Source organism: Paenibacillus anseongensis (assembly GCF_009757995.1).
Classification (GTDB): Bacteria; Bacillota; Bacilli; order Paenibacillales; family NBRC-103111; genus Paenibacillus_E; species Paenibacillus_E chondroitinus.
Window position 1 is genome coordinate 1 of record NZ_WSEM01000005.1, and the last position, 22,668, is coordinate 22,668.

At 49.5% G+C, this 22,668-nt stretch carries 11 protein-coding genes; all 11 read left to right on the plus strand.

Going from position 1 to position 22,668, the window contains the following annotated elements:
* Window positions 1-310: 310 nt before the first annotated feature.
* Genes GON05_RS04770 through GON05_RS04820 form a run of 11 tightly spaced genes read left to right on the plus strand, consistent with a single transcriptional unit; the run spans window position 311 to window position 22,664 of the window.
* On the plus strand, window positions 311-1,405 hold the full coding sequence (locus GON05_RS04770; RefSeq protein WP_157318079.1) for a Gfo/Idh/MocA family protein: 1,095 nt from the start codon (window positions 311-313) through the stop codon (window positions 1,403-1,405).
* Window positions 1,402-2,277 (plus strand): sugar phosphate isomerase/epimerase family protein, encoded by an 876-nt coding sequence (locus tag GON05_RS04775; protein WP_157318080.1) that lies wholly within the window; start codon window positions 1,402-1,404, stop codon window positions 2,275-2,277. Before GON05_RS04770 ends, GON05_RS04775 begins: the two co-directional genes overlap by 4 nt.
* A complete protein-coding gene (locus tag GON05_RS04780) occupies window positions 2,270-3,919 on the plus strand; it encodes a hypothetical protein (protein ID WP_157318232.1) in 1,650 nt (549 codons plus the stop codon). Before GON05_RS04775 ends, GON05_RS04780 begins: the two co-directional genes overlap by 8 nt.
* A 23-nt stretch (window positions 3,920-3,942) precedes the next feature.
* Window positions 3,943-7,023: a glycosyl hydrolase 2 galactose-binding domain-containing protein gene (locus tag GON05_RS04785; protein WP_246238827.1), complete on the plus strand. Its 3,081-nt coding sequence runs from the start codon at window positions 3,943-3,945 to the stop codon at window positions 7,021-7,023.
* Window positions 6,975-9,047 carry a glycoside hydrolase family protein gene (locus GON05_RS04790; protein WP_309491883.1) on the plus strand — a complete coding sequence of 691 codons (2,073 nt, stop codon included), beginning with the start codon at window positions 6,975-6,977 and terminating at the stop codon, window positions 9,045-9,047. Before GON05_RS04785 ends, GON05_RS04790 begins: the two co-directional genes overlap by 49 nt.
* A 25-nt stretch (window positions 9,048-9,072) precedes the next feature.
* On the plus strand, window positions 9,073-12,231 hold the full coding sequence (gene lacZ / locus GON05_RS04795; protein WP_157318081.1) for a beta-galactosidase, LacZ type: 3,159 nt from the start codon (window positions 9,073-9,075) through the stop codon (window positions 12,229-12,231).
* Window positions 12,231-14,339 (plus strand): beta-galactosidase, encoded by a 2,109-nt coding sequence (locus GON05_RS04800; protein WP_157318082.1) that lies wholly within the window; start codon window positions 12,231-12,233, stop codon window positions 14,337-14,339. Before lacZ ends, GON05_RS04800 begins: the two co-directional genes overlap by 1 nt.
* Window positions 14,299-17,436 (plus strand): glycosyl hydrolase, encoded by a 3,138-nt coding sequence (locus tag GON05_RS04805; RefSeq protein ID WP_309491885.1) that lies wholly within the window; start codon window positions 14,299-14,301, stop codon window positions 17,434-17,436. Before GON05_RS04800 ends, GON05_RS04805 begins: the two co-directional genes overlap by 41 nt.
* Window positions 17,423-19,537 (plus strand): YIP1 family protein, encoded by a 2,115-nt coding sequence (locus GON05_RS04810; protein WP_157318084.1) that lies wholly within the window; start codon window positions 17,423-17,425, stop codon window positions 19,535-19,537. The genes GON05_RS04805 and GON05_RS04810 overlap by 14 nt, the downstream gene beginning before the upstream one ends.
* Complete coding sequence (locus tag GON05_RS04815; RefSeq protein WP_157318085.1) at window positions 19,534-21,807, plus strand: DUF5696 domain-containing protein; 2,274 nt, start codon at window positions 19,534-19,536, stop codon at window positions 21,805-21,807. Before GON05_RS04810 ends, GON05_RS04815 begins: the two co-directional genes overlap by 4 nt.
* Window positions 21,804-22,664, plus strand: a complete 861-nt coding sequence (locus GON05_RS04820) for a carbohydrate ABC transporter permease (RefSeq protein WP_157318086.1) — start codon at window positions 21,804-21,806, stop codon at window positions 22,662-22,664. The genes GON05_RS04815 and GON05_RS04820 overlap by 4 nt, the downstream gene beginning before the upstream one ends.
* Window positions 22,665-22,668 lie beyond the last annotated feature (4 nt).

Below are 22,668 nucleotides of genomic sequence, written 5' to 3' on the forward strand. Positions count from 1 at the left end.
ATGTACAGAGGGTGCTTGTTTTTTGCAAAGCTGAATAATTAGCATCTACAGGAATGCTACCTTCCACAAGGAAGCCAGACGGCGGATCAAACCCCGTCTGCGCAAAGCTAGCTACTTCACCAACCTTCCACGATCCCATAGCGCAACTCCACATACAGCCAACTCCCACCACATGCCCCGCCACTCGCCATATTTCGATGCTTTTTACGCAGAAAAACCAACGTGGTTGAATCCTCCCTACAAAAAAGCATGAACACCCTATAAATGTTTTTCCATCCTCGTGTAATGTAAGAAATAAAGAGGTGTAACTATGGAATTCATTAGACCAGACGATTATTTGCCTAATAAGAAGCGTCTTAGCAACGTAAATGAATACGGAATCGGCCTCATTGGATGCGGCAGCATAGCGAATACGGCCCATTTACCGGCATACCGCAAGTACGGTTTGCACATAGCTGCTTGCTGCGATGTCAACGAGGAGGCGGCACGCGCCACTGCGGAAAAGTTTGATATTCCATTTTGGACGACGGATGTGAATGAGCTACTCGAGAGGGACGATGTAGGTGTAATCGACCTGGCCATCCATCCTGAACCGCGACTGGAAGTGCTGAGGTTAATCGGGAAGGCACCAAGGCCTGTATTGTGCCAAAAGCCTTTGCACCTCGATCTGGCACAAGCTGATCGCCTGAACGAAGAGGCAACCAAGATGGGGATTATTCTGGGAGTCAACCAGCAAGCTCGCTTTGCGCCAGCGCATAAAGCGCTGAAAACGGTGCTGGAGCAGGACCTGATCGGGGAAGTATACAGCATTCACCACAATATGCGCTCGTTCCAGGATCAGGCCGGCTGGTGGTGGACGACAATGAAAAATTTTAACATTGTCGACCATGGTGTGCACTATGTGGACCTCTGCCGCTACTTCAATCCTTATCCAGAGGAATGGTCAAGGGTACACTGCACAACAGCCCAGTTAACGAAGCAAAACGCCATCGACCCGCTGATCTATTCGGCGAATATCGAATTTGGTCCCAAAGGCGGCAGGAACCCGCTGATGGCGACGCTGCATTTTAACAATATTGCCAAAGCAAGCCGCTCACACAGCAATACTTGGTGGATTGACGGGACAGAAGGAAGCTTGTGGTGCACGCAAGATACCCTCTATATGGCACTCAACAAACACAAAAATGTCGTTCACGAAATTAAGCTCAAAGGCACGTGGTTCCCGGATGCTTTCGCCGGTTCGATGATGGCGTTCATGACAGCCTTGGAAGAAGGCAATCTCCCGCCGGTCACTGCGGAGGATAATATCCAAACGGTAGCGTTGACAACCGCGATGGTAAAATCCAGCCAGGAAGCCTGTGTCGTGGAGAGAGCGGATTTGTTGAAAGGAAGCGTTGTGAGATGAATCAACTCGGATTTATGAGCTACGTGTATATGGGCTGGAGCGCGGAAGCCATGGCGGAAGATGCGCGTAATCATGGCATGAAATATGTGCAACTTGATCCCAAGCAAGCGATGCAGGTGATGGATGACCAGCCATTCTCACTCACCCGTGCTGAGAAAATCCGCTCTATTTTTGAAAGTAAAGGCATCACGGTCATCGGTTTATCCGGTTATACGAATTTAATGAACCCCAATCTGCAAAAAAGGGAAGCCAAGCTGGAGCAGCTGGAAAAGATGATCGACCTATGTTCGGTTTATGGGACTAGGTATATGGCGACGGAGACGGGAAGTCTTCATCCGACTAACGCTTGGCGCGACTACGAAGGCAATCGTACCCCTGAAGCATGGGAGCAGCTGCTGCAAATCATAGATCGCTTGCGAAATCGAGCGGTGAAGCAAGGTGCCGTTTTGCTAGCCGAAGGTTTTGTCAACAACGTGCTTGCCACTACGGAACAAGCTAAGGAAATGATAGAGCGCCTTGGTACAGAAGGTTTGGCGTTCATTATGGATCCTTTTAACTACCTAAAGCAAGAGGATTTGAGCAGACAGACCGAAGCGATGGCAAAAATGTTTGACCATATCGGCGCGTATTGCCCTATCGCGCATGCCAAAGATACGCTTTACGCTGCCGAAGGATTCACAACACCTCGAGTCGGGGCGGGGCAAGCGGATTGGAACGTCTATGCGGAGCTTCTGGCTCGCCGGATGCCGGAGGTTCCCTTGATTCTGGAGCATGCGAAGCCGGAAGAAGTGGCTGATTGCCTGACCATTATCCGCCAATCATTTGCGAATGTTGAGGCGAGCTGGGGAGTGACGAACACCGGTGATGCATAAACCGAAATTAGGTATTCAAGGACCGGTCGTGGCGTGGCAGGATCCATGGGCGGGTGAGGCATCTGATCTCATCATGCGGACGGGAACAGGAAGCGTTTGTCCTTCACAGGATCCGAGACCGGAACCAGCTGCTTTTGTAAACTGCTTGCGCGAATTGGGAACGGATTTCTACGTGCACCACGTGCTGCCAGGCACGGATCATTGGGATGTGGTTGCGGATATTACCGCAGCTGGGATGGATATTTGCCTCGGAAACGAATATGGCAACATCAACGGACCTTGGGTGGAAGGAACGAATCGGTACGATATTCCAGATCAGGCGATTGTCGAAGCTTCCACCTCAGGACGATGCCTGGGATTGCTGTATGACGAGCCAGAGCATTTGCAAATAAACGCGGGGCAATACCGCAAGGATGGATGGTTTCCGCATTGGGGCAGCACGGAAGGTTTAAGTTTGGCAGAAGCTCGGAGCAAGGTCGAACAGTCCGTGAGATCCCGAACGGAACATGTGAACCGCATTGTGGAGCAAGCGGGTTTAGCGAGTACGTCCGTACCCTTAATTGCGGAGCATGTATTTCCTACCATGTTTCATACATTTGCCAGAGCGGGGATGGATCTTTGCCCGAAAATCATGAAGGAATCGTTCCAATCGCTTCAATTGTCGACAGCTTTGGGAGCAGCGAAGCAATATGGGCGGGCATTGTGGATTTGTGCTGATCTTTGGGGGCCAGATACGGGAAGTTGGTTTACACGGTTCCCCGGTTTTCCCGGACATTCTCCGCAGGAATTCGAGTCGGCTTTGAAAATGGGCTATTTCATGGGGCCAACCCATTTATTCGTAGAAAATATCGACGTCTTGCTTAGACATAAGCCTGAGGGCTTCATGAAAACGGAATTCGGCGAGGTTTGGCTGGAATTCGTTCGAAAATTTATTCCCGAACACCCGCTGACTTGGCATCACTCCCAAGCAGAGGCCGATATCGCAGTTATTCATTCGGATGATAGTAATTATGGCCAAAATGAACGGCTTTTTGGCAATCGCACAAGTCAGGCATTGGATATCACGCATAGCCAAAGCGTGTTTCACATTTGGCATCTGCTTAGCCGAGGAACCATACCGGCCCATGGCAGCTGCCTGCATATTCCGGGGTACGACTTCCCGAGACATCAGTTGGAGCAGGACGTTCCACTTGATCAATTTCCATTAGTGGAAGGATTTTCTGGAGCAGCGGGCAGACGGGTGCACCCTTTATTTTATCCAATGCCAAATGTTCTGGCGTTTGATGAGCACGTGACTGCCGACCAACTAGGTCAGCCCAAGTTAATTATCGTCGGTGGTACGACACTGAACACAAACACGTTTTCAATGCTTACGAAAAAGGCGGAAGACGGCGCCGTTGTTGTCATCGCAGATTGGCTTCTTCCTTCGGATTGCCCGGAACACCGTAAGAAAAGCGGGAGAGCTGGCTTCGGAGGTTGGATCGTCACAAATGATTTTCTTGCAAGTGAAGTGAAAGAGGCTGTGGCGCCATTTATAGGAGAGAACAAGATCTGGACACAGCGATTTGGAACGACAGAAGTACGCATGTATCCGCAAGATGAAGATGGTTATACGTTAGATTATGAAATCGTGAGGGTATGACGAGAAGTAAGGTGGAGATGTGATTGGAGCCAACCAAACGTTTGGATCAGTTCGCGGAAATTGCGTTTCGTGAACATCCCGGAAATAAAGATGAACTGCGGGACATTCCGCCTATATCTGTTGATAAAAAATATTTCGCACCGGGCACGGATAAAGCGAAGCGCGTGCCAGAGCTTACATTTGATGCTCAGATGGATCGATTTCATGACGAGTTGAGACAGCTGCGCGAAAAGTATAGACCCTATATGAGAAATTTAGTGCCTACTCCTTCGATGACACGGGATCGGCAAGTATGCAGCCAATTTCAATTTCGCTATCAAACGCCTGAAGATGTCAGCTTTACTCGCGTACTGGATGGTGCAGGGAATTGGGAAGCGGTGACGATCCCTGATTTCCGCGGACCTAGCGGGGAGGAAGGCAAATGGACGGGATTTTATCGCAGCGAGTTTGCCTATCCCGGCATTCCAGAAGGAAAACGCGTATATCTCGTATTCAAGGGTGTTGATTATAAAACGACGGTATACCTCAATCATAAATGCATTGGCAGTCATGAGGGATTTTTCGCACCGTTCGAATTTGATGTGACCGACTTTTTGCAGGAAAACAATACGCTCGTCGTTGAGGTTCAGACGGACATTCCCATGATGGGTGTCGGGGGAACGAAGCTGGATGGCGATAAGATATACGCAGCGACGGGTCCAGGGTGGGATGATCCGTACAACGGTTGGAGCCACTGTCCACCGGGAGCGGGCATTTACAATCAAGTGTATCTGGAACAGCGGTCAGAACTGTTTATCCAGGATGTCTTTGTTAGACCGGATATTGACACCGGCTCTGTGGAAGTCTGGATTGATGCCGTGAACACCACCACGCGTGTGATGGAGAATTTTGAGTTGGAACTGGTCATTATGCCTCAGAATTTTGAGGGTGATGGTATTGAGTCAATTTCATTTACAGTGGCCTATGCGGGGCCAGGTATTAATTATTTCCGTTATAAAGTAGAATTTCCTGCATTTAAAATGTGGCAACCGGAATCTCCCTTGCTTTATGCCGTGCGTATCGAAGTGAAAAATGGCAGCCATTGCGTAGACAGCCGGGATCGCACTTTCGGTATGCGGAAATTTCATATGGATGAGCAGCAGGTTCCGAAAGGCACGCTTTATTTGAACAATCAACCGATCGTACTAAGAGGTGCCAATGAAATGGGGCATCTGCAGCAATGTGTGATGAACAACGATTTTGACCAATTAATGGATGATATCTTGATTGCCAAATTGGCAAATTTGAATTTTTACCGAATTACACAACGTCCCGTGCAGGAAGAAATCTATGACTATTTTGATATGCTCGGCATGATGCATCAATGCGATTTGCCCACGTTCGGCTTTATTCGTCGGAATCAATTTGTCGAAGGCGTGAAGCAAGCAGCGGAAATGGAAAGGCTGATTCGCAGCCATCCGTCCTCCATCATGGTATCGCTGATCAACGAGCCTTCTCGAACGGAGAAAAGACGAAAGGGTCACCGTTATTTGCACAGAAATGAGTTGGAAGCTTTTTTCGTAGCCTCCAGGCAAGCCATATTTGTTGAGAATCCGGATCGAGTTGTTAAAAACGTGGAGGGGGACTATAACCCGCCTACCCGTGAAGGGCTGCCCGATTTTCATTGCTATAATTTGTGGTACACGAACAACGTTATTCCTGTTGGGAAAATGTACAAAGGGTACCTTCCAACGATCCGAGAGGGCTGGAAAGCGGGATGCGGCGAGTACGGGACCGAAGGATTGGATCATGCGGAGCTTATGATAAGCCGTTATCCCAAGGAATGGCTCCCGACATTGGAGCAAGATTGGTGGCTGCCGAATAGCATCCATGGTGCACAAACCTACAATCTCCACGGAGATTGGTATGCGGAACAAACCAATATGCACGATTGGATTCAGGCCAGTCAGAAGCATCAAAGTTTAGCGACGAAATTGATGACGGATGCATGGCGCAGAAGAGCGGATCGGGTTGTATCCACGGCCATCCATCTGCTGATAGACGCATGGCCCGCAGGTTGGATGAAAGCTCTTGTAGGTGTCGATCGAAAACCGAAACCGGCGTTTTTCACCTATCAGGACTGCTTGGAGCCTGTTCGCGTTAATTTGCGAAGCGATCGCTGGAAGGTATATGAAAGCGAGACATTGGAAATAGAAGCTTGGCTTTTGAATGATACAGCGAAGGAATACGGGAAGTGCCGGATTGTTGCAACACTGCGTGACGATTCTAAGGACTACGCACACTACGAAATCGCTAGTTTACTACCGATAGCTTCATCGCTGTATGCGGGTTCAATTCGTTTCTCCGTGCCTTCCGTCCAAGACAGACAGAAACTATACGTAGATGCGGAATTGATAGATGAAAACGGCCATGTATTAAATGCTGAACGGTTTACTTTTGAGGCTTTTGCAAAGGTGAGAAGCCAGCCTCCTCAGAAGGTCGCTTATCTCGACGCAGCGTCCGAACTGCTCGGTTCACTGCTGAACATTAACGGAGAGCGTTATTCCGAAGAGGTGCAGGACGACTGTACGCTTGTTGTCTCATCACCGGAAGCATTCAACAGCCAACGGACCGCTATCCTTGCAAAAGTTCGCAAAGGCGCAACAGCTGTATGTATTTTGAAGCACGCTGATAACGGTACATGGGAATTAGATGATACACAAATTCAGACGGTGAAATTACGAGAAGTGTATACGCTTTCTATGCAAGCTGACAGTCTCAACATGCCAAGCGTAAAGCCGGACGACTACTCTTATTTTTATAATTTGACGACAGACCGGCTGGATGGCATGACCAATAGCCATTTGATCGGCGAGGGCATCGAACCGATTGTTTTTGCTTACCAGGCTCATGCGGAGACGCCGGGTAAGCGGAAGCTGCCTGTCGTAGGATTGAAACGTTTAGGCAAAGGGCTCCTATTCTTCGTTTGCCTGCCGTTAACGGGCCGAGTCGGCTTTAATCCAACACTAGACCGTCTGCTGGTGACTTTGATGAGTGAGAAAGGAGTGAGCCCCGAGTGTTGTACACCATTGTTAGCCGCAATCAGAAGCGACGAGCCGAGATAGCAGTCACGCAAGAAGGTTTACAGCTCATGCTTAGATCAGAGGGCGAGCCCTCTCCCTTTTTCACAGGGCGTTTAAATGAAATGCTAAGTTATTCCACGGGAAGACCGTGGCGAATGGACACTCCCGGGCTGAGGGATGTGCAAGTTAGTGACGAGACGGGCATGCTTCGGATCAGCGGTTTCTTAGAAGCCTTATACGTCACGATGTGTCTGACATTTGACGAACAGGATCTCCTGCGGATGCAAGTGAGTTGGGAGAATCGGAGCGATCACTTCATTCGTGAAGCGGCCGTGGGCATCCTGTTCGCGCTTCCGAAGCGAAGCTGTGAAAGAGTGACGATTCCCCACATGATTTACAATAACAATCCTTCTTCTGATCCGAATCGGATCGTGCCACGGCTCGGCGTGGAGCCAGGTCTTGGCTTCATCTGCGAAGAGCACAGACTGCCCATTCCCTGCGTGAATGTGGAATGGGAGGAAGAGGAGACGCGGTTTCTCTCCTTGTTTTCGATCCCTGACTTTGTGGAGTCGGAAGACGGAGTTGTGCATTACGGCTCGCTGGGAGCCATCCAGGAGGAGAGTTGCATCACGGCGGTTGCGCTAAGCGGCGTTCTGATGTTTAACGGGGAGAAAGACACTTATTTTATCGCTAAAAATACTACGCAAACTTACTCCGACGGATATATGGATTTCGAGCAAGGCCGCACATTAACCAAAATGTATGCGCTGGATTGGGGAGTGGCAGACCGCCAAGGCCATGCTTTTCGTGAAATTGTTCGAAAGAGCGATAAGCTTTTCGCGCCGGTGGGGCAAAGCCCGTTATCTCTGGATGAGATGATCCGACTTAAGACCAATGCAATGGATGATCGGTATCGAATTGGGGAGCAGGGGGCCGCAGGCTATATCAAGTTTACCGATTCTAACGGAACCGTCCCCAAGCATCCGCTGCATTACATGTACGGTTGGACGGGGCAGTGCTTGAAGCTGGCCTGGTGCGATGCCAAATTAGGCATTGAAAACGGGCAGGAAGAACGGGTCCTGAACTGCAGGCGAGCTGTTGATTTCTATGTGTCGCAGAGCCGTACTGACGTCCCGGGTGTGAGACATAGTTTGTATCGGCTAGATGAAGGAGTTTGGGATGACTTTTACTGGAATAAAGAGCCGGTAGTCTCAAGCCGGGCATACGGTGAAACAATTGCTGATTTGGCGGAAATTATATTGTTATTTCGGGAAAACGGTCTGGAAGTTCCGCGAAGCTGGATCGAAGCGCTGCGCGAGTCCGCAGATTTCTTAACGGGCGGCGCGTTGTTAACGGGCATCTACCCTTCCGCATGGCGAATGGACGGTACCCCGGCAGATGACATGATAACAGCTGCGGGGATTCCCTGTTTGATCGCTCTCGTAAAAGCCTATTGGATCACGCAGGAGAGCAATTATTTGGAATTCGCTGAGCGAATGATGCAGCGTTATTACGAACTGCATGTCGAGACGTTCGAACGGCCATTTGCCCGTTCCACGCTGGATGCAAAATGCGAGGACAAAGAAGCGGGCATGTACTTTTTCCTAGCCGCATACGAACTATTTCTTTTGACCAGTGATGAACGGTATCAGGAGTGGGCTGAAATCGCTGCGGATTGGCTTTTAACTTTTGTATATGTGTGGAATCCGGCATACAACCAAGGCTCAGCATTCCGGAACACGGATTTTAGCGCTGTAGGATGGCCTGGCGTCAGTGTGCAAAACCACCATTTGGATGTATTTTTTCCAACCTACGAGTTTTGGAAATTTGGCCGCTTAACCGGCAAAGAGCAGTACGAGCGGTGGGGACGCGTGTCGCTGGAGGCGATGGGACAGGGCATTTGCACGAAACCGGGCGAATGGGGATTTACCGTTGCCGGGGAGCAAGGAGAAGGCTTTTTCCAAACCTATTGGAACCACCGGGGACACAGCAATAAATGGAACCCTTCATGGGTTATCGCGCTAGTTTTACATAACGCTTTGCGTTTCAGGGATACACAGGGTTGATGGTGAAAGATAGGAGGGCATTTCGATGAGAGAGAAAGAAATTCCGGATTGGGAGAATCTGGAGGTGCTTGGGCGCAGCATGGAGCCTTCCAATACCGGTTACATGCCATATGCAGATGTAGAAACGGCGTTGATCGGCGAGCGGGCACTTTCGCCATATTTTCAATCGCTAAATGGTAGTTGGAAATTCAAGTATGTGTCAAGTCCGTCGGAGGCGCCAGCGAACTTCTACGAACCTACCTACAAGACCGATGATTGGTCTGCCATGCCGGTACCTGGTAATTGGCAGATGCAGAGAGTTGGACGTCCGCATTATTCCAGCAGCTATTATCCGTTTCCCATTGATCCGCCGCATGTCCCTAATGATAATCCAACGGGCTGCTACCGCAGAAGCTTTTACGTACCGGATACCTGGGAGGATCGGCAAGTATTTCTCGTGTTTGAAGGTGTTGATTCCTCTTTTCATGTCTGGGTGAATGGGCAATTCGTAGGGTATGGGCAGGGCAGCCATATGCATAGTGAATTTCGCATTACTTCTTTGCTAAATGAGGGAGAGAACACGATTGCCGTGCAGGTCTATCAATGGAGCGACGGCAGTTATCTGGAAGATCAGGACAAATGGCGGTTAAGCGGAATTTTCAGAGACGTGTATTTGAAAGCAACGCCCGATGTTCATATGCAGGATGTTTCTGTACAAACCAACTTCCATGAAAATCAGATCGATGCAGAGCTGAACCTCCGGATTGCGGTTAAATGTTTTTCAAATCATGAGGAGCTGCTGCACAACCATACGGTTAACGTTACGTTGATGGACGAAAAGCGCCAAACGGTATACACCGGAAAAACCGAAGCTTTCTCGCTAACGGATGAAAAAGTGCTCAACATGCACATTCCCGTCTCGGCCCCGCACAAATGGTCGGCGGAAGATCCGTACTTATACGCGTTAGTTTTGGAACTTACGGATGAGACAGGGGCCTCGCTAGAATCTGTAAGCGTTTCCGTTGGTTTTCGCGATATTGCGATCCGAAGCGGGCGGCTTTTGATCAACGGCACCCCAGTTACCCTCAAAGGAGTAAACCGTAATGAGTTCCACTCCGATCTCGGTTATGCGATACCGCTGGAAGCGATGGTGGAGGATATCCGCCTGATGAAGCAGCATAACATGAACGCTGTGCGGACCTCGCATTATCCGAATGATACACGTTGGCTGGATTTATGTGATCGATATGGGCTGTATGTCATCGATGAAGCGGACCTCGAAACGCATGGTTGTCATTTTATTGGCAACGAGAGCCATCTTGCGCAAGATGAGCGATGGAGGGAAGCGTTTGTCGACCGTGCCCGCCGCATGGTGGAGAGGGATAAAAATCATCCGTCTATCATCATCTGGTCCCTTGGGAATGAATCGGGTTATGGGGCAAATCATGATGCTATGGCAGACTGGGTGCGGGCAGCAGATCCAACTCGCCCCATTCATTACGAACGGGCCAAAGATGCAGAGGTCGTAAACATTGTGAGCTGCATGTATCCCTCCTTGGATGCACTGATTGAAGAAGGAGAAAAATCGGAAGATCCTAGACCCTTCCTGATGTGCGAATTTGCACATGCCATGGGGAATGCATCCGGCAACTTGAAAGAATACTGGGATGCGATCTATCAGTATCCCCGGTTGCTTGGCGGCATGATCTGGGAATGGGCGGACCTCGCAGTCCGGCAGCAGACGGAGGATGGCACAGAGTGGTATGCGTACGGCGGCGATTTCGGCGATCATCCCAACAGCGGTCACTTTTGCATTGACGGCCTGGTGTTCCCGGATCGAACGATCAAGTCTTCTCTCATTGAGTTTAAAAAAGTGATTGAGCCGGTGAAGATTCATGCGGTCCACATGCCGTCCGGCATTGTAAGAATTGAGAATCGCTACGACTTCTTATCGCTTGATCATCTGAAGGGCTCGTGGCAGCTGCTGCATGACGGGGATATTGTGGAGCAGGGAGAGCTGCCGAAAACTGATGTGAAGCCTGGCGTGGAAGCGGAAATTACCGTTCCTTTCAGCAAGGCCTATGAGCGGTGGAAAGGCGAGTGCTGGCTCCGCATTCGGTTCACGATGCGGGAGGAGACACGGTGGGCGCCGCAAGGACATGAAGTGGCTTGGGCAGATATGCCGCTATCCACTCCACCGAGTGGCGCACCGCTGATCAACGTGAAGCCGATGCACAGTTTGTGTGTGGAAGAGCAGAATACGCGACTGCTTGTAAGCGGTAACGATTTTTGTCTGGTCTGGGACAAAAACAGCGGTGCTTTGAGCGCATTCGAATATAACGGACTTCCGCTGCTCCAGTCCGGCCCGAAAGTCAACGTTTGGCGAGCACCGATTGATAATGACGGCCGTCAAGCCAAAGAGTGGAGAAAGGCCGGTTACGATGCCTTGCAACAGCGCACAAACGAATTTTCTGTGCAGTCGTATGGGGATCATGCGGCGCAAATCACGGTGAAGGCGACGCTTGGCGCAGCGGGTTTAGGCATATGTTTTGAGACTTGTATGGTGTATACGGTTTACGGATCAGGGGATGTGTTCCTCAAAGTCCATGTGAATCCGCGAGATGGACTCCCGCCATTACCGCGCTTGGGCTTGCAGATGGTCATGCCCGGCACCTTCGATCGCTTAGCTTGGTTCGGGCTGGGCCCGCACGAATGTTATATCGACCGCAAGGAAAGCGGGCGACTAGGCATTTATGCAGGAACAGTGCAGGAGCAATATGTTCCTTATATTAAGCCGCAGGAGCATGGCAATAAAGCGGAAGCACGATGGGCAACCGTAACAAACACGTTAGGAACGGGCTTGTTTATAGGCGGATTGCCGACGTTCGATGTGAGCGCAAGTCATTATGCCACGGCGAATGTAACGCGAGCGAAACATACAACCGACTTACTACGGTTAAATGAAACGATCGTGAACCTGGATCATCAGCAAGCTCCGATTGGCAATCACAGCTGCGGGGAAGCTCCTCCGTTGGAGCGTTATTTGCTTCATCCGAAGGAGACGATTTTTGAGCTGCGGCTGAAGCCGTTTTCGGCAAGAGATGTTTCGCCGATGCAGCTGAGTAAACGGTGGCCGGCGCCATTTTCGTTACAAGGTACCGACAGTGAAACCATGATTCCATTAACACTTCAGGGGGCGATTTAATGATTAGCCGGACATTTCCGAAAATTATGTATGGCGGCGACTATAACCCAGAGCAGTTCCCGAAGGACATATGGGATGAGGATATGAGGCTGTTCGGGCTTGCGGGCATTGATATTGCAACCGTCAATGTGTTCTCATGGTCACTTAATCAGCCGGATGAGGAGACGTACGAGTTTGGATGGTTGGACGAGGTCATGAACAAGCTGCATGAGAATGGCATGTATGCCTGTTTGGGAACGGGGACGGCCGCGCATCCGGCTTGGATGGCGAGGAAGTGCCCGGATATATTAACCGTAACGACCGATGGGAAAAAAAGAAAGTTTGGCCGCAGACATAACTCCTGCCCGAATAGTCCGACGTTCCGCCATTATGCCGAGGTTTTGGTCCGTAAGCTGGCGGAGCGATACAAGGGCCATCCGGCGCTGCTTTTATGGCATGTCAACAATGAAATTGGAATCCGCTGCTACTGTGAGAACTGTGAGCATGCATTTCGAGAATGGTTGAAAAATCGATATGGAACGCTCGAACGGCTGAACGAAGCCTGGTATACGCGATTCTGGGGGCACACCTTCTATGATTGGGAAGACATCGTACTTCCCAGCGCATTAAGCGAGGGACTTTCTGGAGGAAACTCCGATCAAACGGCATTCCAAGGCATGACACTGGATTATTATCGATTTAATTCGGACAGCTGGTTGGCCTGTTATCAGTTGGAATATAACGCGATCAAATCGTTCATCCCGGATGCGGTCGTCACGACCAACTTCCAGGGGAACGGGACCTATAAGCCGCTTGATTATTTCAAATGGGCGCCTTATCTGGACATCGTCGCTCTTGATATATATCCGGAAAATCAAACGCCTGAAAGCTACATGGCGCTTCGTTACGACCTCATGCGAGGCTTGAAAAACGGCGCTCCCTTCATGCTGATGGAGCAGACGCCGAGCGTGTTGAACTGGAAAACGGTCAATCCGACCAAAAGGCCCGGCGTTATGCGGCTTCGCAGCTTTCAAGCCGTGGCGCGCGGCGCCGATTCGGTGATGTTCTTCCAGCTGCGACGCTCGCTGGGGGCATATGAGAAATTTCACGGAGCTGTTATCGATCATGCCGGCCATGAGCATACGCGTGTGTTTAGGGAATGTACAGAGCTTGGCCAGGAGCTTAAGCAGCTGGGCAATCAATTGCTCGATGCACGGGTGAAAAGCAAGATAGGTATTTTGTTCGACTGGGATAATTGGTGGGCAGTTGAATTAGGAGGCGGACCGTCCGCTCACCTGAAATATGTCGATCACATCCAGAAATATTACGATGCTTTTTATGACAATCATATTCAAGTCGATTTCATTCATGTGGAATCAGATCTTTCACAATATGAACTTGTGGTCGCCCCTGTTTTATATATGGTGAAACCTGGTTATGCGGAGAAGCTGGAGCGTTATGTTAAAAACGGTGGAACCTTCCTCACTACGTTCTACAGCGGTGTGGCGAATGAAAATGATCTTGTCACACCAGGCGGTTATCCTGGCGAGCTGCGCGAGCTGCTCGGCATTTGGGTGGAAGAGCTGGACGCGCTGCACCCGGATCAAAAAAACCAACTCGTGCTGCAGACGAACTTAGGAGAGCTTCAAGGCACCTACGATTGCAGCTTGTTGTGTGAGGTGGTTCATCCGGAGGGAGCGGAGACGGTTGCGAGCTTTGGCAGCGATTATTATGCAGGTTCACCGGCATTAACCCGTAACCGCTTTGGCAAGGGAGAAGCTTGGTATGCGGCAACGAATCCTAGCCGATCTTTTTTAAAGCAATGGATCAGCTATTTATGCGCAAGTAAAGGAATCTCTTCTCCCATTGAAGCACATGCTCATGTACCAAAAGACGTGGAAATCATTCAGCGCCATAAAGATGAGTTTGTCTTCACTTTTGTGTTAAATCATAGCGAACAAACGCAGAAGATAAATGTAGGGACGCACGAACAAAAGGAGCTGCTCAGCGGCACGAGCGTAAGCGGAGATGTTGAACTTCTGCCGAAGAGCGTCGCGATTTTCCAACAAAAGAAGGAGGCGGAGACTTGTGGAAGCGCCCCATCTGGACCGATTGCGGCATCAGTTTGAGAATCCTCCGAATGTCTACAGGTCGCTTCCTTTCTGGGCTTGGAATGACGACTTGGAAGAGGAAGAGCTGAACCGGCAAGTAAAGCAAATGAAGGAGCAAGGGATGGGCGGTTTTTTCATTCATTCCAGAGATGGATTGGAAACCGTCTACATGGGTCAAGAGTGGATGAAGCTGGTGCGTTCCACCGTGGAAACAGCGAAAGCGCAGGGTATGCAGGCTTGGCTGTATGACGAAGACCGCTGGCCTTCAGGCTTTGCCGGGGGACTTGTGCAAGCGAGAGGCGGTGACGCGTTTCGTGCCAAGGGGCTTACGCTAGAGGTCATCCCGGCCGACTTACTGCAATCGGAAAATGACGACACCGACTCCGACACCGTAGCACGGTTCAAAGCAGTGATTAACGAAAGAAACTTGATTCGCTGTGAAAGACTCCAAGCAGGTGCAAGCAGAGAGTTAAGAAATGATGAAGTGCTGCTTCTTTTCCGGGTAGAAATATCGGAACGAAGTGAATGGTTCAACAATGAAGCGCCTCCGGATCAATTGAATCCCGAATCGGTTGAAGCGTTCATCGACATTACCTACGAAGCTTACAAAAAAGTAGTGGGCGAACATTTCGGCCAAACCGTTCGTGGCGTTTTTACTGACGAGCCGAGCCTACATGACCGTCATTGTAAATTTACAGAGGGGCGGGGCTGGATTCCCTGGAGCTGGTCTTACCCCGCTTATTTCGAAGAGAAACGCGGATACGATCTACTGGATCTCGTTCCTTATCTATATTTCAATGGCGAACGCTCCACAGAGGCGCGTCACGATTATTGGCGTACGGTTACCGAACGATTCAGCGAATCCTATGCGAAACAAATCGGCGAGTGGTGCGATAACAATGGGCTTGCTTTTACCGGGCATTTTCTTTGGGAAAATAATTTGGGCACAGCCACCCGCGTTTGCGGAGCGATCATGCCCAACTACCGCTATCAGCATGTGCCGGGCATCGATATGTTGACGGAGCAAACGAACGAATATATCACGGTTAAGCAGTGTACCAGTGTGGCAAATCAGTACGGGAGAAAATTCGTTCTGACCGAAACTTATGGCTGTACGGGCTGGGGCTTCACCTTTGAAGGACAGCGATGGATCGGGGATTTCCAATTCGTTCTTGGGGTTAATCTTAGGTCTCAGCATTTGGCGCTTTACTCGATCAAAGGCTGCCGGAAGCGGGATTATCCGCCAGTCTTCAACTACAACACCAGCTGGTGGAAATACAATGCGATCATGGAAAATTATTTTGCCAGGTTGTCAGCTGTTTTGACTGAAGGTCGCCCGGTACGAGACGTGCTTGTGCTTCATCCGTCTTCCACCGCATGGAGTATGGTCGGCACGGGACCTTACGGCTTTGCGGCCCGAGGCAAGGACCGCGACGTTTCCGAGACGAACCGGTATGGTCACGATTTTAACGCTTTTCTCGGCAAGCTGCTAAGAGCGCACTACGATTTTGATCTTGGCGATGAAACCATCATGGCGGAAACAGGGGCCATTCACGGCAATAAGCTTGCTATTCATACAGCCGAGTATCAAGTAGTCGTCATTCCGGAGATACGGACGATGCTAAACAGCACGTTCCAGCTGCTCCTGCAATTCCTTGACGCTGGCGGCAAAGCTGTCGCTGTCGGACCTCGCGCCGAAATGCTCGAGGGTCGAGCGAGCAATCGTCTAGGCGACCTCTATGATCACCCGAACATGGTCATCGTTGGGGACGCGTCTGGGGCCGCCCAAGCACTGGAAAACATACTGATACGCCAAGTCAGCATCAAGAGCGCAGAAGATGAAGAATCTGCCGACTGCTTGTATATGTTCAGAGATATGGGGGATCGTTATGCGCTGTTCATCGTCAATAACGACCGCGAGCGCGAACATCGCGTTCGGATCGAAGTTGCCTTGGAAGGACCTGGCTACTTGGAAGAGTGGAAGGCATTGACTGGCGAAGTAAGCGCAGTCGACACCCGTTTTCGTCAAGGGTATATCAGCTTTGACGAGGTATTCGGTCCGGCAGATTCCAAGTTATATATTTGGCATAAGAACGGCCGCAAGGCTGAAACAGAAGGAAGCCGCGCGAAAGCGGATCAAGCCGACACTCAGGTGTTAGGCGAGGTCTGCAAGTTCACGCGGTCAATGCCGAATGTGTTGACGCTGGATATGTGCTCCTACCGCATCGATCACGGCGGCTGGTCGGAAGAGATGGAGGTATGGCAAGCGCAGAAAGCCATTCGGACGCTTTTGGACATGAGACAGATTTACGGCAATGGCATTGAGCAAAGGTATAAATGGATTCACGAGCCCCATTCGGAAGATGGCAAGCCGGTCGCTTTCAAATTTTCCTTTCATATCACCGAAGTTCCGAAGGAAGCTGTGTATCTGGTTGTGGAGTCTGCGGAACAGTACGAGATCAGCCTTAACGGTGAACCCATCGCCAATAAGTCTGACGGGTGGTTTCTGGACCGGTCGTTTGATCGAGTGCTTTTATCCGGTTTGAGAGCTGGAGAAAACGAGTTGACCTTGTCGTGCAACTATTTAAATCGCATGGAAGTGGAAGATATTTATTTGATCGGATCGTTTGGCGTCGATGCTTCAAGGAGCATTGTGGCCGAACCTGAGACCTTGGCTTTTGGCGATTGGTGCAAGCAAGGATATCCTCACTACTGCGGCAGCATGATTTATCATTTTGACATTCAGGTGGAAAATAAGGTGGAAAGCCAGATGGTGCTGGAACTTGGCGATTATGCTGCGGTTACCATTGAAGTGAGGGTCAACGGGCAAACGGCAGGTCATGTGCCTTGGCGCAGTGCGAACCGTCTTGATTTGACGGAGCAGCTTCACGAGGGTGTGAACCGCTTGGAAGTGGAAGTCATGGGAAGCCCGCGCAATATGCTCGGACCTTTCCATCAGACGTCGGGCGATACGCAGACAACCAGTTGGGCGTCTTTCCGCAAAGAAGGCCAGCATTTTACTCGCGACTATCAATTGAGCCCTTATGGCTTGTTTGGGCAAATGACACTATACACAGAGAGATGGGAACGGAGGTTTGAGCATGAAAATCCATAAGTGGGGGCTAGTTCTATCGTTCTTCCTCTTATGCGCCGCATTATTACCTGCGACTGCATTCGCCTCGGTGAAATACTCCACGTATACCAAAGACAGCCGGGGAAATTTAATATGGCTTCAGCCGGCGTATTTCCCGCTGGGGGTCATCGGGCAGAATCTGATGGCGCCAGATCCGGGCAACAAGTCGGTTCAGATGAGTTCGCCGATGAAAAATCCGAAAGACATCTTCATCGATGCGAAAGGTGAAGTTTATATTGCGGATACGGGCAATAATCGTATCGTACATATGACAGAATCCGGGCAGCTGCTGCGGTACATTACCCTTCCGGAGAATCCTTTTAACAAACCAGAAGGTGTTTTCGTAACCAATGATGGCAGCATCTATGTCGCGGATACAGGCAATAAACGAGTGCTTAAGCTGGATGCCAGCGGCAAGGTCATGCAAGAGTACAAACGGCCGGAATCCCGGTACATTCCTGATACGTTTGTTTTCGATCCGGCGAAGGTCATGGTCGATGAACGTGAATTTATGTATATTGCGGTACACGGCAGCTATGAAGGGCTTGTGATGCTTGATCCGAAAGGCAAGTTTCAAGGTTTCTTCGGTGCCAACGGCACGGCGATTTCCCCGTTAGACGCTTTGAAAAGAATGCTTTACACCAAAAAAATGTACGCCAATGAAGTTGCTAAGAGGCCCGAGCCGATCAACAGCGTAGCGACGGACAAAAACGGCTATATTTTTACAGTAACGGGCGGAACAGCAACAACGAATCAATTGAAAAAGCTGAATGTAAAAGGCGATAACTTGCTGCGCAGCTCCTCGAAACCGTTCGGCGAAACAGCCCCATGGGACGTACCGGCGGAGGGAGTCATGACAGGTCCTCAACTAACGGATGTCGCGGTCGATCAGAGCGGCAATATGATTGTTGTGGATCAGCAGAATAAATATATCAGCCATTACGATGGATCCGGTAATTTATTGTACTTCTGGGGTGGAGCCTCTGCGATTGGTTCCTCGCAGGTAGGACTGTTAAAAAGTCCTGTGGCGCTTGATGTTAATGAAAGAAACGAGCTGTTTGTCTTAGACGATCAGGAAAATATCGTGCAAGTGTTCCGTTTGTCCGAGTTTGGGCAAAAGGTAGACCAAGCCAACCAGCTAACCCTGGCTGGCCGTTATGAGGATAGCGAGCAGCCATGGAGAGAAGTGCTGCGTTTAAACGGGCAATTCGCTCCAGCTTATCTGGGGCTTGCGAAGTCAGCTTTTAAAAAAGAACAGTACGAAACTGCAAAAGATTTGTTCAAAGAAGCGGGAAATCAACAAGGGTACTCCGATTCTTTCTGGCAAATCAGGATGCTGTGGCTGCAGGGTAACTTTTCTTGGATAGCGAGCGTCATGCTGCTTGGTGTAATCCTATACACCGTAGCCAATAAGCTCACCGCAAAACGTGAATTTCGAACCAGATGGCGCAATCGACCGAAGAGCCAGAATCGTTTCCTCTCGAATTTAAGGCTTGCGCTGCATGTTTTAAAACATCCGATTGACGGTTTTTCCGCCATTCACTATGAGAACAAAGGCAGCTACTTGAGCGCCAGTATCGTTCTGCTAGGTGTATACGCGTCTCTGATTATCAGCCAGTTCGCGACTAGCTTTTCTTTTAATCCGAAGACTTTTGTGGATATTTACTCGACGTTCACGCAATTTTTCATCGTTTGGATCGCATGGATTGTCGCTAACTACTTGGTCAGCTCGATTTATCGGGGCGAGGGACGCTTCAAGCACATTTTCATCGGCAGCGCTTATGCGCTCTTGCCTTACATAGCTATTGGCATCCCGCTTGCTTTTATATCCAATGTTATGACGATGTCTGAGGCATCGATCTATCATTTCGTTGGCAATGCGATGACGGTATGGATCGGGCTGCTCATTTTCTGGAAAATTCAGAACGTCCATAATTACACGTTTGGTGAAACGATCATGAATGTTTTCCTTACGTTATGTACGATGCTTGTCATCGGTGTGCTTATTTTCATTATCATGGGACTTACCAGTGATCTTGGATCGTTACTTTATCAGATGTATCAGGAGGTGACCTTAAGATGATCCGGATGATCAAAACCAATAAAACAGCCATCATCGTTACCATCCTGATCTTGGCGGCCGTCGTCACCTTCCTGACCCGTGCCAAATTTGAGTTCAAAGATTCGGGAGAACGCAGTACGCAAGCGGTGCAGCAAAATACGACGGTAGAAGCAGCGAGTGTTCCCGCCAAACTGCCGCTTGATACCGATTTCAAGCAAGTTGCAGAATCCGAGACGTTGAGATTGAAAATGGACGACAAGACGGGACATTTTATCGTCGAGGACAAACGGAACGGCAATCTGTATCGCTCTTACCCAGATCCGAAATATTGGTCGAAAGAGAAGATTTCGGAGACCTGGAAAAAGCATTTGGCCTCACCGCTGATGGTTCAATATGTGGATTTTTCCAAAAATATTTTGCAGGCCAAAGAGACGAACCTGGCGGCGGAAGGCGGAAGCATCAAGGATATTCAAACGATTCCAGGCGGTTTCAAGCTTGTTTACGAATTTCCTGTGACGGGCTTCACGATTCCTGTTCAAGTAACGGTCGCTCAGGATTACGTTGAGACGAAAATCTTGCAGGAAGGCGTTAAGGAGACCAAAATGGGTCTCGTTTGGGTCAGACCTTATCCCTTCTTAGGAGCGGAGTACACAGACGGACAGGATGGTTACTTGTTTATTCCGGATGGTGCAGGAGCTCTGGTGCGATTCAAGGATAATCAATTAAATGTCAACAAATTGTATGATGAATTAACATACGGCCAAGATATTGCATTCCCGGGAATCAATAACAACCGGAATAAAGTCATGATGCCGGTCTTCGGTATGAAGTCGGGATCGAAAGGCTTTCTGGCCGTGGTGCACGAAGGCGATGAGTATGCCGACGTGGTCGCTGCTCCGGCAGGTGTCCTAAGCAATTACAACTGGATTGGGGCCCAGATGAACTATCGTTCCAGCTTCTTGCAGTTTACAACAAGAAATACGAATGTTCCTGATTCGTGGGGATATGTCGACTATGATCGGGATCACATGTTTGGGAGCGATCGTTCCGTTCGTTATTATATGTTGGATGAAAAGAAGACAGATTACGTTGGCATGGCTGAGACTTACCGCCAGTATTTAATGAAGGAGAAAGCGGTCAAACCGGTTACGGTCAAAGACCCCAATATCCCGTTATATACGAACATCATCGGTGCCGATCGGGAAAAAGGGGTCATTAGCGACCGCTACCTTAATTTGACCACGACGAGCGAAGGCATTCAAATTATGAATTCCCTGCATGACAAGGGAATAAACAATATGTCGCTCACCTTCACGGGCTGGCAAAAGGGCGGCTACAGTTCCTTTGGCCAAACGTTCCCGGTGGATTCCCGCCTTGGCGGAGATTCCGGCATGAAGGCATTCATCGATCATGCGCATGGACTTGGTTATCCGGTGTATTTGGAAGCACAGTATTCCTTGAATAATACCAAAGGCGGCGGGTTCGACGAGAAGTTTAACGCCATGGTTAACTTAGCCGGCCGGACGTTGATGCAGAGCCCTTTGTTCAACCGGGAGAGAACGCCGGTCGTTAGCGATAAATACATCGAACAGATGGTAGATAACGATTTGCCTAAATATAAAGCCATGGGTGTCGACGGACTTGCCGTCGGATTGCTGGGCCAGAGGCTGTACAACGATTACAACACGGGGTATGGCTCCTCAAGAGACGAGGCCCGCAAAATTCAAGAGCGGATTTTACAAAAAATCAAAGATACGCTTGGCGGTGTACAGGGGGAGAAATCCAATGTCTACGCACTGCCGCATATCAATTACATCCGAGACATGGTATATGACAATTCCTATGACTTATTTTCGGATGAATCGGTGCCCTTCGCCCAAATTGCTACACACGGATTAGTTTCCTATTCATCGGAATATGTGAACAACCGCCAGGAAGACGTGAACGATTTCTTAAGGGATATCGAATATGGTGCGGCACCATCCTTCGTATTCACGAAGGCCGAAACGAAGAAATACGTAAATTCTTACGGCTTGCGCTTCTATAACACGTATTACCCGGATTGGGAGAACTTTGCATCCGAGCAGTATAAACGCTACAACGAAGCGCTTGGAGACGTGCAGGATCAGTTTATTACCGGGCATCAGAAGCTTGCTGAAGGTGTGAAAGAAACGACGTATTCCAACGGAAAAAGAATTATCGTGAACTATAATTTGACGGAATACCGGAACGGGGATTTGGCCGTACCGGCACATAACTTTGTTGTTATTCGAGGAGGGGGAGGCAAATGAATCGGAAAGCGAGACTGAGGTCATCCCTGATCGAATATTTGGAAGGAACGCTGTTCATCGCTCCGTGGTTCATCGGTTTTATCTTTTTTATGGCGTTCCCGATCGGCTATTCCTTGTTTATGAGTTTTCAGGATGTAACCATAACCGCAACCAAGACGACGACCCGATATATTGGCTGGACGCATTATAAGTACATCCTGTTTGAGAACGGAAGCCTGCTGTACAATCAGCTGCTGCCGTTTCTGCGCCAAGCGCTTTTCATGATTCCGATCATTGTCATATTCGCGTTGTTAATTGCGATTATTTTGAATCAAAAATTCCCCGGCCGCACGTTTTTTCGGGCTATCTTCTTCCTCCCCGTCATTTTGGCGACAGGCGAGGTCGTGAAGGAATTTCTAACGCAGGGCGAAGGCGATCTCGGCTTTATGTCCAAATTTAATATTTCAGGCCTTATCCAGGCTAACTTATCGGCCACTTGGTCAGATCCGTTGATTTCCATTTTGAACTCGTTCGTACTTATTCTGTGGTATTCCGGCGTGCAAATTATGATCTTCCTGGGCGGCAGACAGACGATTTCGAATTCCGCTTATGAAGCAGCCCGAATTGATGGCGCAGGACCTTGGGAAACGTTCTGGAAAATTACGCTGCCTGCCATGACGCCGTTCATTTTCCTCAATTTGATTTATACTGTTGTCGATCTCTTTACGTTTCCGACCAATCCGATTTTGTCGAAGGTACGGGAGAGCGAGTATGGACAATACAGCGCTTTGTTCTGGATCTACTTCATGATCATCGCCTTTTTCTTAGCGATCCTATTCATTATTTTCGCCAGGGTGACGAAATCACATCGTGCTTAACAAG